Origin of the sequence: Pseudomonas sp. (genome assembly GCF_002796985.1) — a bacterium.
Lineage (GTDB): Bacteria > Pseudomonadota > Gammaproteobacteria > Pseudomonadales > Pseudomonadaceae > Pseudomonas.
This window is the reverse complement of the sequence record NZ_PEKX01000016.1, coordinates 22,336-36,437: the sequence shown is the minus strand read 5'-3', so window position 1 is coordinate 36,437 and position 14,102 is coordinate 22,336. Positions and strand designations below refer to the sequence as shown.

Genomic DNA, 14,102 nt, shown 5'->3' with positions numbered 1-14,102 from the left:
GGCATGAACATCGGCGAAGCGGCGAAAAAGAGCGGCCTGACCGCGAAGATGATCCGCTACTACGAATCCATCGGCCTGCTCGCCCCCGCCGGCCGTAGCGCCAGTGGCTACCGCCACTACAGCGAACAGGACCTGCACACCCTGGCCTTCATCCGCCGCTCGCGGGACTTCGGCTTCTCGCTGGAGGAAGTCGGCCAACTGCTCGCCCTCTGGCAGGACCGCGCACGCGCCAGCGCCGACGTGAAGGCCCTGGCCGCCCGGCACATCGACGAGTTGAACCGCAAGATCGCCGAACTCAGCAGCCTGCGCGACACCCTGCAGGAACTGAGCGACCACTGCCAGGGCGACCACCGCCCGGACTGCCCGATCCTCAAGGACCTGGAATCGGGGAATTGCTGTCACTGAGGACTGTTCACACCGCGTTTGGCGACATGGCCGACATCTGGCTCTCGGGATCGCGCAACTGCACGCGCAAGTGGCGATCAAGGCGGAGCTGAGCAACCAGAGCATCGACCAGTGGGTGGTGGACCGCCTCGGCGAAGCGCTCTGACGCCGTAAGCTCTTCGTAGGAGCGAGCTTGCTCGCGAACAGCCCTGACTTCGGCTTCGGCCGGTGTTCGCGAGCAAGCTCGCTCCTACAGATTCCTATCAGCTCTGTGCGCCAGCGACGGCTCGGCGGCGCCAAAGGGAGGCAGGCAGCACCGTCACCGCCAGGCCAACGAAGACCAGCCCGCAGGCCATCCAGTCCTGGGACGTGAGGCTTTCACCGAGGAACAACCAGCCCGACAGAAGCCCGGAAACCGGCACGGCGAGGGCAAAGGGCGTGACCTGGCTGGCCGGGTAGCGGCGCAGCAGAAAACTCCACAGGCCGAAACCGACGGTGGTGGCGAGGAAAGCGATGTAGAACAGCGCGCCTGCGCCGCCCCAGCGGATATTCAGCACGGCGTGCTCGATGGCCTCCTGGCCTTCGAAGATCCACGACAGCACCAGAAGCGGAAGCGGCGGGATCAGGCTGACCCAGCTGATCAGGCGCAGCATGTCACTGGCGCCGGAGCGCTTGGTGGCGATGTTGGCGAAGGCCCAGGCCAGCGCGGCGGCGATCACCAGCCCGAAGGCCACCAGGCTGTCGCCCAGCGGGCGCTCCAGGCCGATCAGCAGCAGGCCGCCGGCAGCCAGCCCCAGGCCGATCAGCGCGCGCGGGCTCGGGCGCTCGCCGAGGAAGGCGGCGGCGATCAACACGGTGAAGAACACCTGACTCTGCAGCACCAGCGATGACAGGCCTGCCGGCATGCCGATGTGCATGCCAACGAACAGCAGACCGAACTTGACCACCCCCAGCAGCACGCCGATCTGCACGATGCGCCAGAACGGCGCCGGCAACGGGCCGCGCAGGAAGATCAGCGGCAGCGCCGCCAGGGCGAAGCGCAAGGCGCAGAACAGCAGCGGCGGAAAGTCATGCAGGCCGACTTTGATCACGACGAAGTTGACGCCCCAGATCAGCGTGACCAGCAGGGCGAGGAGAACGTGACGCACGGGCATGGTGGAGCGCTCGGGGTGGGATGCAGGAAAGCTAACAGTCCACGCCTGAAATGTATGGATACAGTTGCGGCCTTACAGTTTGTTCTGCGGCACGCACCGGCCCCCTGGTTCTCGCGGGAAGAACGCCGAGTAGGATGGCGTGGAGCGCAGCGATACCCATCAACTCCGGGAATCCGGCCGCATGGGTATCGCAAGCTCCACCCATCCTACGAAGAGCAGGCCGGGGATATCGGAGAAGGAACCTACAGGGGTTCGATGCGCAGCTTCGGCCAGCGTGCCGGCCAGTTCTTCGCAGCGATGCGTTCACGGTAGAGGTGCGGCTTGGTGCGGAAGTGCTCGGTTGGACGAACCTTCAGCCCCCAGAGATCGGCGATGCCCAACGGCGCCAGCAGCTCCAGGGACTCCCCAAAAAGCCGAACCGCCACGGCGGTGCAGACCTCCGGCCAGCGGCACATGGCGTCAGCGCAATCCCGATAGGGCGAATCACCGTTGCGCAAGTGCATCCGCGCCTGGTTGCGCACGGACCAGGGTGTGTCGGCGCAAACCTCCAACAACCGACGCTCCCAGGCATAGTCCGCCTCGGGCTCCAGGTTGTCGGCCGAGAAATACAGCACGTCGATATCGCTGAGCGGCGTGGGCTCGTCGTAGCCATGCAAGGCGTCCCACACCGCATTGCGCACGAAACCGGCGGCGATCCAGGCGCCTTCCGGTCCGTGGTCCCGCACCACGCGCAGCAAACGCAGGCGTTCGGGTTGCGCGGCGATCAGAGCGAGAAGCTCCGGCTCGCCGGGCAATTCGCTCAGGCCTGCTCCCACGGCGGGGGCGGCGGCTCGTCGCGTTGCTGCGGGGCATCCTGGGCCGCGCGCCCGGCTTCGCGGCGCTCCTGCTCGCGCATGGCATCGGCGATCTCGCGCAGCACGGAGTCCACGTCCGCCTCGTCTTCCGGATCATCGAAATGCCCGGTCAGCGGGGTGTCCGGGTGCAACTTGCCATCCTCGTACAGGGCCCACATTTCCTTGGCATAGTGGGTGTACTTGAGCTCCGGGGCGAAACGGCCGAAATAGGCAGCCATGTTGCCCACATCGCGCTCCAGCATGCGGAAGGCGTGGTTGTTGCCGGCGGCATCCACCGCCTGCGGCAGGTCGATGATCACCGGGCCGTCCGGGCCGACCAGCACGTTGAATTCCGACAGGTCGCCATGCACCAGGCCGGCGCAGAGCATCATGACGATCTGGCGAATGAGGAACTCGTGGAAGTCGCGGGCCAGTTCCGGCTCCATCACCACGTCGTTCAGGCGCGGCGCAGCGTCGCCGTCTTCGTCGCAGACCATCTCCATCAACAGCACGCCGTCGAGGAAGTCGTAAGGCTTGGGCACCCGCACGCCAGCATTGGCCAAGCGGAACAGCGCGGCCACCTCGGCATTCTGCCAGGCGTCTTCCTGCTCCTTGCGGCCGTACTTGGTGCCCTTGGCCATGGCGCGGGCCTGGCGGCTGTTGCGCACACTTCGGCCTTCCTGGTACTCGGCGGCCTGGCGGAAGCTGCGCTTGTTGGCCTCCTTGTAAACCTTGGCGCAACGCAGTTCTTCACCGCAGCGCACCACATACACTGCTGCTTCCTTGCCGCTCATCAGCGGGCGCAGCACTTCGTCGATCAGGCCGTCTTCAATCAACGGCTCTAGGCGTTTCGGGGTCTTCATCGGGCTTCCTGGCGTACCTCTCTACGGCTCTGCGCACCTTATACGGCAATCGCCGACAACCGCCCAGCCATCAGGGCTCGGGCGGCCTCAGTTCGATGCTCTCGGTCACTGCATCTTCCAGCCGCTGCAACTCCAGCCCAAGGGCCTCGTCGCTGTCGGCGTAGCGCTGGGCGATAGTGGCAAAGCCTTCGGCGACTTCGCTGAAGGCTTCCACCACGCGCGGATCGAACCGACTGCCGGCACCCGCCCGGATCTGCGCGGCGGCTTCATCCGGTGTCAGTGACGTGCGATAGGCATGACGGCTGGTCAGTTCATCGTAGCCGTCGATCAGCGAGAGCATCCGCGCACCCAGGGGAATGTGCTCGCCGGCAAGCCCCTCGGGGAAGCCGCGACCGTCCCAGTGCTCATGGTGACTGTAGGCGATTTCCTTGGCGAAACGCAGAAACTCCGCTGGAGAACCCAGCTTGCGCTCGGCCGCCGCCAGGGCATCGCGGCCGACGGTGGTATGGCTTTCGAGGATCAGCCGGTCCACCTCTTCCAGCTGGCCGGGGCTGTGCAGGATGCGGTCAGGCACGGCCACCTTGCCGATATCGTGCAGTTGCGCCGAACGCACCAGCAGCTCGATGTTCTCCACCGACAGCTCGTCAGCGAACTCGTTGTGCAGCGACAGCGCGCTGCCGAGCAGGCGCATGTAGTGCTCGATGCGCACCAGATGGTTGCTGTGGGGGTTGTCGCGCAGGTCGCAAAGGGTCGCCATGGCTTCCAGGGTGGCGTCCTGGATCGCCTGCAGTTCACGGGCGCGGCGACGCACTTCCAGCGCCAGGTACTCGCTCTTGTCGTGCAGGAAGTCGGCATTGGCCTTGAGGTTGAGGTGGGCGCGGATCCGCGCCAGGGTCACCGGCGGACTGATCGGCTTGGTCAGGTAGTCCACCGCCCCCAGGTCCAGCCCCTTCTGCTCGTCGGCGGCGGCCACCATGCCGGTGAGGAAGATCACCGGGATGTCGCGGGTCAGCGGGTCGGCCTTGAGCTGCCGGCAGACTTCAAAGCCGTCCATCTCCGGCATCATGATGTCGAGCAACACCAGGTCCGGACGCGGATCGCTCTGCATCAGCCGCAGCGCCTTCGCCCCGCTGGAGGCGACACGTACCTGATAACGGTCCATCAGCAGTTCGCTCATGAGCATCAGGTTGTCCGGCTGATCGTCCACCACCAGGATCAGTTCCTGCTCCGGCCGGTCCAGCATGCTATCCATTGCAACTCCTCGCATCGGTCAGATTCGTGATGTGCACCGGGTGATCCGACCACAGCGCTGTCCACGTGTTCATACCCCACCGTTCAATCGCGGCCTTTCATATACGAATGTCCCGCTCCCTCGCCAGATTCACCAGGCTCTCCAGGGCCCGCTCGAACTCGAAACGCCGAACGCTGGTGGCGATGCCCTCGTAGCCCTCATTGAAGACGCTGCGCAGCAAGCTTGCACGCTCGCCGAGCAACCGCCCGGCGCGCGGGTCGTCCGCCGCCAGCAGGTGCGCCAGGCGCCGGCAGACCTGCTCGACCTCGGCGTCATTGCCGCTTTCCAGCAGCGCCGGCGCGGCAGCCGCGGTCGGCAACAACGGCACCGGCAGCGGCGCGTGGCTGATGTTCTGCAGGCTCAGGCCGCCCGAGTCGTCCACCCGCCCCATGGGCAGCCGGCACCAGAACAGGCTGCCGTGGCCTGGCTCGCTTTCCACGCCGACACTGCCGCCCATCGCCTCGGCGAGCGTCCTGCAGATCGCCAGGCCCAGGCCGGAACCGCCGTAGCGGCGGGTGATGGAGCTGTCCGCCTGCTGGAACGACTCGAACAGGCGCTCCTGCTGCGGCTCGGAGATGCCGATGCCGGTGTCGCGGAAGGCAAAGTAGAGTTGCAGGCTGTCTTCATCCTCATCTTCCAGGCGAACGATCAGCACTACCTCGCCCCGCTCAGTGAACTTCAACGCGTTGTTGCCGTAGTTCATCAGGATCTGCCGCAGACGCAGCGAATCGCCGACCACCTGGACGGGAACACGAGGATCGATTTCGCAGCGCACCGCCAGGCCCTTGCCCGCCGCGCGGATGTTGAACAGGTCGAACAGCTCGCCGAGCAGGCGCTCGAGATCGAAGCCGACGTGCTCGAACTCCAGTTTGCCGGCCTCCACGCGGGACAGGTCGAGGATGTCGCTGATCAGCTCCAGCAGGTACTGGCCCGAGCCCTGGATCTTGCCCAGGTAGTCCACCTGCTGCGGGTCCAGGGTGGTTTCCTGGAGCAGGTGCGCCAGGCCGATGATGATGTTCAGCGGTGTGCGAATCTCGTGGCTCATGTTGGCGAGGAAGTCGCTCTTGAGCTGCGCCGCCTCCTCCGCCAGGTCGCGTGCTTCGGCCAGTGCCAGTTCGGTGGACTTGCGCGCGGTGACGTCACGACTGACACCCACCAGCCCGAGCAGTCGGCCCCGATCGTCATGGAAGGCACTGCGCAGGGTGTCGAACAGCACGCGCCGGCCATCGGGATAGACCACCCAGCCCTCGCTGGCGTACGGCTCGCTCTCGGTGAGCGCCTGACGGTCGCGCTCCTGGCGGCCGGCGCCGGCCGCGCGGCTGAACATCTGCTGGTCACTACGCCCGACGATGTCCTCCGGCGCTCGCCCCAGGCAGTCGGCGAACGCCTGGTTGACTCCCAGGTAGCGGCCCTGGGGGTCCTTGAACCAGATCGGGTCGGGGATCGAGTTGATCAGCGCCAGCAGGGTGCTGCGCTGACGCCGTTCCTCCGCCTCGGCGCGGGCGCGCTCGGCCACCTGGATCGACAGCCGGCGGTTCCACACCAGCACGAAGGTCAGCAGGGCAAGAAAGCCCACCACCCAGGGCCAGGCGATCTGCAGCAGGTGCATCCAGTCGAAGACATCCAGCGCCGGCAACCAGCGTGCCTGGATCGCCTCCTGCTCGTTGCGGGTGATGCTGCCCAACGCGCGGTCCAGTAGCGGCACCAGCGGCTCCAGCTCCTTGCGCGTGGCAAAACGCACCTGGCTGTTGCCCAGGCCGCTGTCGCCGCGCACCTCCAGGTTGGAAAGGCCGAGCTGTTCGATCAGGTAGGTAGTGCTGATGAGGTTGCCCACGTAGGCATCGGCGCGCCCGGTGGAAACGGCCTTGAGCGCGCTGGGCGTATCCTCCGCCAGCACGAAGTCGACTCCCGGTACAGCCTTGCTCAGCAGCTCATGGACGGCGTAGCCCTGCTCCACCGCGACCCGGCGGCCAGAGAGGTCGTCCAGCGTGCGGATGGTGCTGTCGCGCCGGGCAAAGATCAGGCTGCTAGTGGTGACGTAGGGCTGGGTGAAGCTCAGGAAACGCTGGCGCTCCTCGGTGGCCGCCATGGACGGCAGCAGGTCCACCTCGCCGGCTTTCACCGCCGCCAGTACCTCTTCCCAGGTGTTGTAGAGCACCGGCTGGACCTTCATGCCCAGGCGCTCGGACAACAGCTGCAGGTAGTCGGCGCTGATACCGTGGAACTGGTCGAACTCGTCGATCACCTCGAACGGCGGCCAGCCGGCGCGGAACAGGCCGACACGGATCGGTTCGTGGGCCGCGATGAAGGCTTGCTCCTGCTCGCTCAGCGCCAGGCTCGCGGCGCGGGCCTGGGCGCTCAGCGCGAGCAACAGCAGAAGGCAGCACAGGCAGAATCGGCGCAAGGGCATGGGGTCTTCTTCAGGGAATACCCAGCAAGCGTAGCCCCTGCCGCCGCGCTTCGAGTTTGAAAACGCGATGCGGATTGCTGCACTTCGTGTCGGGACGGAAAATCACCCCAACAGCCATCGTCCGGAGAACGGCCATGACGACCACCCGACTTGACCCCGAGCGCTGCTGGCAGGCGGTCTGCGAGCGCGATGCGCGCTACGAGGGGCGCTTCGTCTTCAGCGTGCGTTCCACGGGCATCTACTGCCGGCCGAACTGCCCGGCGCGCCGACCTTCACGGGGCAATGTGGCGTTCTACGCCGCCCCCGAAGCGGCCGAGGCCGCCGGCTTCCGCCCCTGCAAGCGCTGCTCGCCGCGCGGCCCGAGCCCACGCGAGCAGCTCGATGCGCTGGTCGCCGCGGCCTGCGAACTGCTCGATCAGGCAGAGAAACCGCTGACCCTGGAGGAGCTCGCCGGGCGCATCGGCCTGTCCGCCTCGCACCTCGCCCGCGCCTTCAAGGCGCGCACCGGCCTGACGCCACGGGCCTGGGCGGAGTCGCGCCGCGAGCAGCGCCTGGCCGCCGCCCTGCCGCAATCGCGCACGGTGCTCGACGCCGCGCTGGAGGCCGGCTACTCCGGCACCCGCGCCCTGTATGAAAGCGCCACGCCGCTGAGCCCCGCGCAACGCCGACAGAAAGGCGCCGGCGAGCGCCTGCGCTACGCCATCGCGCCCTGCCCGCTGGGGCTGATGCTGCTGGCCGCCAGCGACAAAGGCGTGTGCGCCCTGCTCTTCGCCGATGACCCCGGCGAACTGGAACGCCAGTTGGCCGACCGCTTCGCCGCCGCCGAACGCCGGCGCGACGACGCCGGCCTGGGCGACTGGCTACGCCAGGTGATCGTCCAACTGGAGGAGCCCGAGCAGGCTGCGCACCTGCCGCTGGACCTGCACGGCAGCGCCTTCCAGCTGCGCGTGTGGCGCGCTCTTACGCGCATCCCCAGCGGCGAGACTCGGCGCTACGGCGAGCTGGCCGAACAGCTCGGCACTCATCCGCGCGCCATCGCCCGCGCCTGCGCCAGCAACAATGTCGGCCTGCTGGTGCCCTGCCACCGCGTGGTCGGCGGCACGGGTGAAGGCGGCTATCGCTGGGGCCTGCCGCGCAAACGCGAGCTGCTACGGCGCGAGGAGCATGCCGCCGGTCAGGGAGCGAAGGTGGATTGACTTGGGTCACGCACGGCCCGCGGGGGCGCCGTGCTATGGTTTCGACCTTTTCCCGCCCCCCGGACCACCATGGATTTCTGGCCCCTGATCACCCGCCTCGGCGACAGCTCCCTGCTGGCGCCAGCCGCCGCGTTGGTCTTCTGCTGGCTGCTGTACCGCCGCGAAACCGCCAAGGCCGGGCTATGGCTGCTGCTGTTCGGATTCTCGACCGTGCTGGTGGTGGGTTCGAAGCTGGCCTTCATGGGCTGGGGAATCGGAATTCCGAACCTGAACTTCACCGGCATCTCCGGCCACAGCATGATGGCCGGTGCGGTGCTGCCGACGTTGGCCGCGCAGCTCTTCACCGCACGACGCGCCAGCCTCGCCGCCGCCACGCTGGCCGCGGTGATAGCGGTACTGGTGGGTCTCTCGCGGCTGGCGATCCAGGTGCATTCGCCGGCCGAGGTCTATGCCGGCCTCGTACTGGGGCTGGGCACCAGCGCGGCCTTCCTCGGTGCCACGCGAGCGCAGCTGCCGGCATTCCAGCCGGCCCTCCTGCTGCTCGTCGTCGCCCTGAGCCTGGGCCAGACGGTGACTGGCGTGCGCGCCCCGACGCACCAGTTGCTGGAACGCATCGCCGCGCACCTGGCCGACCGCGACCAGCCCTATCAGCGTGGCCAGTGGGCCGGTCAGCCGGACGTCTGAAGCCCGCCATTCGTTCGGTTTTCCGAACGAAGATTCCGCAAAAATCCGGATGACCGAACGCAATGCTGTCTCCGCAGTGTCATAAAAATAAATTTAATCGTTTAAATTCAACAAGTTATTTAAAATCATAAGCCTTGGCACGGAGCCTGCTCTACTCCACCTCGAACATGCGACCGGCCTGGAGTGAGCCTCGTCGGCGCAGGACTGAATAACAAACACAACCAGTCGAGGTAGTCTCCATGCGTTTCGCACCCCGTGCGTTGGGCGTCGCCATTGTCGCGGCCCTGCTCGCCACTCCCGTCGTCGCCGAAGAACTCACCGGTACCCTGAAGAAGATCAAGGACTCCGGCACCATCGTCCTCGGCCACCGTGACGCCTCCATCCCCTTCTCCTACCTCGGCAGCGATCCGCGCCAGCCCGAAGGTTATTCCCACGACCTGCAGATCAAGGTCGTCGAAGCCCTGAAGAAAGAGCTGAACGCTCCCGACCTGAAGGTCCGTTACAACCTGGTGACCTCCCAGACCCGCATCCCGCTGGTGCAGAACGGCACCGTGGACATCGAGTGCGGCTCCACCACCAACAACCTCGAACGCCAGAAGCAGGTCGACTTCTCCGTCGGCATCTTCGAGGTCGGCACCCGCCTGCTGACCAAGACCAGCTCGGGCATCAACGACTTCGCCGACCTCAAGGGCAAGAACGTGGTGACCACCGCCGGCACCACCTCCGAGCGCCTGCTCAAGCAGATGAACGCCGACCAGAAGATGGGCATGAACATCATCTCGGCCAAGGACCACGGCGAGTCCTTCCTGATGCTCGAATCCGGCCGCGCCGTGGCCTTCATGATGGACGACGCGCTGCTCTACGGCGAAATGGCCAAGGCCAAGAAGCCCGACGACTGGCATGTGGTCGGCAAGCCGCAGTCCTACGAGATCTACGCGTGCATGGTGCGCAAGGGCGATGCGCCGTTCAAGAAGGTGGTCGACAAGGCCATCTCCGACACCTTCGCCTCGGGTGAGATCAACAAGATCTACGACAAGTGGTTCATGCAACCCATCCCGCCGAAGAACCTGAACCTCAACTTCCCGATGAGTGATGAGCTCAAGAAGCTGATCGCCACGCCGACCGACAAGTCTGCCGAGCAGATGTAACGGTCGCGCGCGGCTGCGCCCACAAGGCGTAGCCGCGCGGGGATCGGGAGCGCAAGCCATGCGCTCCTGAGCCCACACCTCCTGATGACGATGCCGGAACACCCGCTACCCGCGGGTGGCGGGCGGCCTTGCGCCCGCGTCCGGCCCCGTACCGAACAAAGCAACCGTGCAAAGCAATCGAGGGGAAACCCGTCATGGATTACAACTGGGACTGGGGCGTGTTCTTCAAGTCCACCGGGATTGGCGACGAACGCTACCTGGACTGGTACATCACCGGCCTGGGCTGGACCATCGCCGTGTCGCTCGCGGCCTGGGTCATCGCCCTGGCACTCGGCTCGCTGCTGGGCGTGATGCGCACCCTGCCCAACCGCTGGCTGTCGGGCATCGCCACGGCCTACGTGGAGCTGTTCCGCAACGTGCCGCTGCTGGTGCAGCTGTTCCTCTGGTACTTCCTGGTACCGGACTACCTGCCGCAGCCGATCCAGGACTGGTTCAAGCTGGGCATCGCCCCGGAAACCTCGGCCTTCATCAGCGTCGTCGTGTGCCTGGGCCTGTTCACCGCCGCGCGGGTCTGCGAGCAGGTGCGCACCGGCATCCAGGCGCTGCCCAAGGGCCAGCTCGCCGCCGCCAGCGCCATGGGTTTCCGCCTGCCGTCGATCTACCGTCATGTGCTGCTGCCGCAGGCCTTCCGCATCATCATTCCGCCGCTGACCTCGGAATTCCTCAACGTCTTCAAGAACTCCTCGGTGGCATCCCTGATCGGCCTCATGGAGCTGTTGGCGCAGACCAAGCAGACCGCCGAATTCAGCGCCAACCTGTTCGAGGCCTTCACCCTCGCCACGGCGATCTACTTCACCCTGAACATGAGCCTGATGCTGTTCATGCGCTTCGTCGAGCGCAAGGCAGCGGTGCCGGGCCTGATCTCCGCGGGAGGTAAATGATGGACTTCAGTCAGATCGTCCCCGCCCTCCCCGGCCTCTGGGAAGGCATGCTCACCACCCTGCAACTGATGGTGCTGGGCGTGCTGGGCGGCGTGGTGCTGGGCACCATCCTCGCGCTGATGCGGCTGTCCAACAGCAAGCTGCTGTCGAACATCGCCGGCTTCTACGTGAACTACTTCCGCTCGATCCCGCTGCTGCTGGTGATCACCTGGTTCTACTTCGCGGTGCCGTTCATCCTGCGCTGGATCACCGGCCAGGACACCCCCGTGGGCGCGTTCACCTCGTGCCTGGTGGCCTTCATGATGTTCGAGGCGGCGTACTACTGCGAGATCGTCCGCGCCGGCATCCAGGCCATCCCCAAGGGCCAGCTCGGCGCGTCCTATGCGCTGGGCATGACCTACGGCCAGTCCATGCGCCTGATCATCCTGCCCCAGGCGTTCCGCAAGATGACCCCGCTGCTGCTGCAGCAGAGCATCATCCTGTTCCAGGACACTTCGCTGGTGTACTCGGTCGGCCTGATGGACTTCCTCAACGCCGCCCGCTCGCGTGGCGACATCATCGGCCAGCCCCATGAGTTCCTGATCTTTGCCGGTCTCGTCTACTTCGTCATCAGCTTCGCCGCGTCCTTCGGTGTGAAGCGCCTGCAGAAAAGGTTAACCGTATGATCTCCATCGATAACGTCAGCAAGTGGTACGGCGAGTTCCAGGTACTCACCGACTGCAACACCAAAGTCTCCAAGGGCGAAGTGGTGGTGGTCTGCGGGCCGTCCGGCTCGGGCAAGTCGACCCTGATCAAATGCGTCAACGCGCTGGAGCCTTTCCAGAAGGGCGACATCACCGTTGACGGCACCTCCATCGCCAATCCGAAAACCGACCTGCCGAAACTGCGCTCGCGGGTCGGCATGGTGTTCCAGCACTTCGAGCTGTTCCCGCACCTTTCCATCACCGAGAACCTCACCATCGCCCAGCGCAAGGTGCTGGGGCGGAGCAAGGAAGAGGCGATGGATAAGGGCCTGAAGCTGCTCGACCGCGTCGGCCTGAAAGAGCATGCGCACAAGCACCCCGGCCAGCTTTCCGGCGGCCAGCAGCAGCGCGTGGCCATCGCCCGCGCACTGGCCATGGACCCGATCGTCATGCTGTTCGACGAACCCACCTCGGCGCTCGACCCGGAGATGGTCAACGAGGTGCTCGACGTGATGGTCCAGCTCGCCCACGAAGGCATGACCATGATGTGCGTGACCCACGAGATGGGCTTTGCGCGCAAGGTCGCCGACCGGGTGATCTTCATGGACCGCGGGCAGATCGTCGAAGACTGCCCGAAAGAGGAGTTCTTCGGCGACATCAAGAACCGCGCCGAGCGCACCCAGCAGTTCCTCGCCAAGATCCTGCCGCACTGAGCCAGCTTTACCGTTCCACCTGAAAGCCCCGGTTCGCCGGGGCATTCAACCTCACCGCAAGCACAAGAATAAATAAGGAAGTTCCATGCGCGTGTTCCACTTCAGCAAGCTGCCCCTGGGCGTCGCGATCCTCGCGGCGAGTTCTTCGGTGTTCGCCGTCACCCTCGACGGCGGCGCGGTCGCCGCACCCGACCAGTACGGTGCGAAAGTCGCCGCCGAGATTCTCAAGAAAGGCGGCAACGCCGTCGACGCCGCGGTCGCCACCGCCTTCACCCTCGCGGTCACCTACCCCGAAGCCGGCAACATCGGCGGCGGCGGCTTCATGACCCTCTACGTCGACGGCAAGCCGTACTTCCTCGACTACCGCGAGATCGCCCCCAAGGCGGCGACCAAGACCATGTACCTGAACGACAAGGGCGAGGTGATCGAGAACCTCAGCCTGGTCGGCGCCAAGGCCGCCGGCGTGCCGGGTACCGTGATGGGCCTGTGGGAAGCGCACAAGCGCTTCGGCAAGCTGAAGTGGAGCGAACTGCTGACCCCTGCCATCGGCTACGCGCAAAGCGGCTTCCGGGTCGCCGACCAGCAGTACCAGTACCGCCAGGACGCCATCGCGCTGTTCAACGGCAAGACCAACTTCGGCGACTACTTCGGCACCATGAAGCCGGGCGAGACCTTCAAGCAGCCCGAACTGGCCAAGACCCTGGAGCGCATCGCCGACAAGGGCCCGGATGACTTTTACAAGGGCGAGACCGCCAAGCTGCTGATCGCGCAGATGAACGCGGACGGCGGCCTGATCACCGCGGACGACCTGAGCACGTACGCAGCCAAATGGCGCGAACCGATGCGCATCGACTGGCAGGGCAACACCCTCTACACCGCGCCGCTGCCCAGCTCCGGCGGCATCGCCCTGGCCCAGCTGATCGGCATCAAGGAACAGCGCGCCGCCGACTTCAAGGGCGTGGAGCTGAACTCCGCCAAGTACATCCACCTGCTCTCGGAAATCGAGAAGCGCGTGTTCGCCGACCGCGCCGACTACCTGGGTGACCCGCAGTTCTCCAAGGTGCCGGTGGCCCAGCTGACCGACCCGAAATACATCGCCAAGCGCGCGAAGGAAGTGAACCCGGACGCCATCTCGGCCACCGAGAAAGTCCGCCCCGGCCTGGAGCCGCACCAGACCACGCACTTCTCCATCGTCGACAAGGACGGCAACGCCGTCAGCAACACCTACACCCTCAACTGGGACTTCGGCAGCGGCGTGGTGGTCAAGGGCGCCGGCTTCCTGCTCAACGACGAGATGGACGACTTCAGCTCCAAGCCCGGCGTGGCCAACGCCTTCGGCGTAGTGGGCAGCGATGCCAACGCCATCGAGCCGGGCAAGCGCATGCTCTCCTCCATGAGCCCGAGCATCGTCACCCGCGATGGCCACGTCAGCCTGGTGCTGGGCACCCCCGGCGGCTCGCGGATCTTCACCTCGATCTTCCAGGTGCTGAACAACGTCTACGACTACAAGCTGCCTCTGGAGAAGGCCGTGGCCGCGCAGCGCGTGCATCACCAGCTGCTGCCCAAGGACACCATCTACTACGACGCATACGCGCCGCTCACCGGCAAGGTTGCCGACGAGCTCAAAGCCATGGGCTACACCCTGGAAGACCAGGGCTGGAACATGGGTGACATCCAGGCCATCCGTGTGAACGGCAAGGCTCTGGAAACCGCCTCCGATCCGCGCGGCCGCGGCGTCGGTCTGGTGGTCAAGCCCTAACCCGTCGGAAAGCGCACCGTGTGGTACCCGAGCCAGTCCATCG

At 65.8% G+C, this 14,102-nt stretch carries 13 protein-coding genes; 8 read left to right on the top strand and 5 right to left on the bottom strand.

The genetic code is table 11. The features are described from left to right. The first annotated feature begins 3 nt into the window (after nucleotides 1-3). Nucleotides 4-405, top strand: coding sequence for a Cu(I)-responsive transcriptional regulator (cueR, locus tag CTR55_RS19520; protein WP_296288549.1), 402 nt, complete (start codon nucleotides 4-6; stop codon nucleotides 403-405). A gap of 242 nt (nucleotides 406-647) precedes the next feature. Here the strand turns inward: cueR and CTR55_RS19515 are convergent, their stop codons facing one another. The 5 genes from CTR55_RS19515 to CTR55_RS19495 form a co-directional block, all read right to left on the bottom strand. After that, a complete protein-coding gene (locus CTR55_RS19515; protein ID WP_296288546.1) occupies nucleotides 648-1,538 on the bottom strand; it encodes an EamA family transporter in 891 nt (296 codons plus the stop codon). A gap of 242 nt (nucleotides 1,539-1,780) precedes the next feature. Next, nucleotides 1,781-2,332 (bottom strand): nucleotidyltransferase family protein, encoded by a 552-nt coding sequence (locus tag CTR55_RS19510; protein ID WP_296288721.1) that lies wholly within the window; start codon nucleotides 2,330-2,332, stop codon nucleotides 1,781-1,783. A gap of 5 nt (nucleotides 2,333-2,337) precedes the next feature. Then, nucleotides 2,338-3,234: a PA4780 family RIO1-like protein kinase gene (locus tag CTR55_RS19505; RefSeq protein ID WP_296288544.1), complete on the bottom strand. Its 897-nt coding sequence runs from the start codon at nucleotides 3,232-3,234 to the stop codon at nucleotides 2,338-2,340. 70 nt (nucleotides 3,235-3,304) lie between these two features. Continuing rightward, nucleotides 3,305-4,486, bottom strand: a complete 1,182-nt coding sequence (locus CTR55_RS19500) for a two-component system response regulator (RefSeq protein ID WP_296288542.1) — start codon at nucleotides 4,484-4,486, stop codon at nucleotides 3,305-3,307. 97 nt (nucleotides 4,487-4,583) lie between these two features. Continuing rightward, nucleotides 4,584-6,935 (bottom strand): transporter substrate-binding domain-containing protein, encoded by a 2,352-nt coding sequence (locus CTR55_RS19495; RefSeq protein WP_296288540.1) that lies wholly within the window; start codon nucleotides 6,933-6,935, stop codon nucleotides 4,584-4,586. Between the two features lie 134 nt (nucleotides 6,936-7,069). Here CTR55_RS19495 and ada point away from each other — a divergent pair, with 134 nt between their 5' ends. From ada to ggt, 7 genes are all read left to right on the top strand, one after another. Next, nucleotides 7,070-8,131: a bifunctional DNA-binding transcriptional regulator/O6-methylguanine-DNA methyltransferase Ada gene (gene ada, locus CTR55_RS19490; RefSeq protein WP_296288539.1), complete on the top strand. Its 1,062-nt coding sequence runs from the start codon at nucleotides 7,070-7,072 to the stop codon at nucleotides 8,129-8,131. Nucleotides 8,132-8,200: 69 nt separating this feature from the next. Then, nucleotides 8,201-8,815 (top strand): phosphatase PAP2 family protein, encoded by a 615-nt coding sequence (locus tag CTR55_RS19485; RefSeq protein ID WP_296288537.1) that lies wholly within the window; start codon nucleotides 8,201-8,203, stop codon nucleotides 8,813-8,815. 239 nt (nucleotides 8,816-9,054) lie between these two features. Then, complete coding sequence (locus CTR55_RS19480) at nucleotides 9,055-9,963, top strand: glutamate/aspartate ABC transporter substrate-binding protein (protein ID WP_296288536.1); 909 nt, start codon at nucleotides 9,055-9,057, stop codon at nucleotides 9,961-9,963. A 194-nt stretch (nucleotides 9,964-10,157) separates the two neighbouring features. Then, nucleotides 10,158-10,904: an amino acid ABC transporter permease gene (locus CTR55_RS19475; RefSeq protein ID WP_296288534.1), complete on the top strand. Its 747-nt coding sequence runs from the start codon at nucleotides 10,158-10,160 to the stop codon at nucleotides 10,902-10,904. Continuing rightward, nucleotides 10,901-11,569 carry an ABC transporter permease subunit gene (locus CTR55_RS19470; RefSeq protein ID WP_296288533.1) on the top strand — a complete coding sequence of 223 codons (669 nt, stop codon included), beginning with the start codon at nucleotides 10,901-10,903 and terminating at the stop codon, nucleotides 11,567-11,569. Before CTR55_RS19475 ends, CTR55_RS19470 begins: the two co-directional genes overlap by 4 nt. Continuing rightward, nucleotides 11,566-12,300 (top strand): amino acid ABC transporter ATP-binding protein, encoded by a 735-nt coding sequence (locus CTR55_RS19465; protein ID WP_296288532.1) that lies wholly within the window; start codon nucleotides 11,566-11,568, stop codon nucleotides 12,298-12,300. The genes CTR55_RS19470 and CTR55_RS19465 overlap by 4 nt, the downstream gene beginning before the upstream one ends. A gap of 85 nt (nucleotides 12,301-12,385) precedes the next feature. Beyond that, entirely contained in the window at nucleotides 12,386-14,059 is a 1,674-nt protein-coding gene (gene ggt / locus CTR55_RS19460; RefSeq protein ID WP_296288531.1) for a gamma-glutamyltransferase, read from the top strand. The last annotated feature ends 43 nt before the right edge of the window (nucleotides 14,060-14,102 follow it).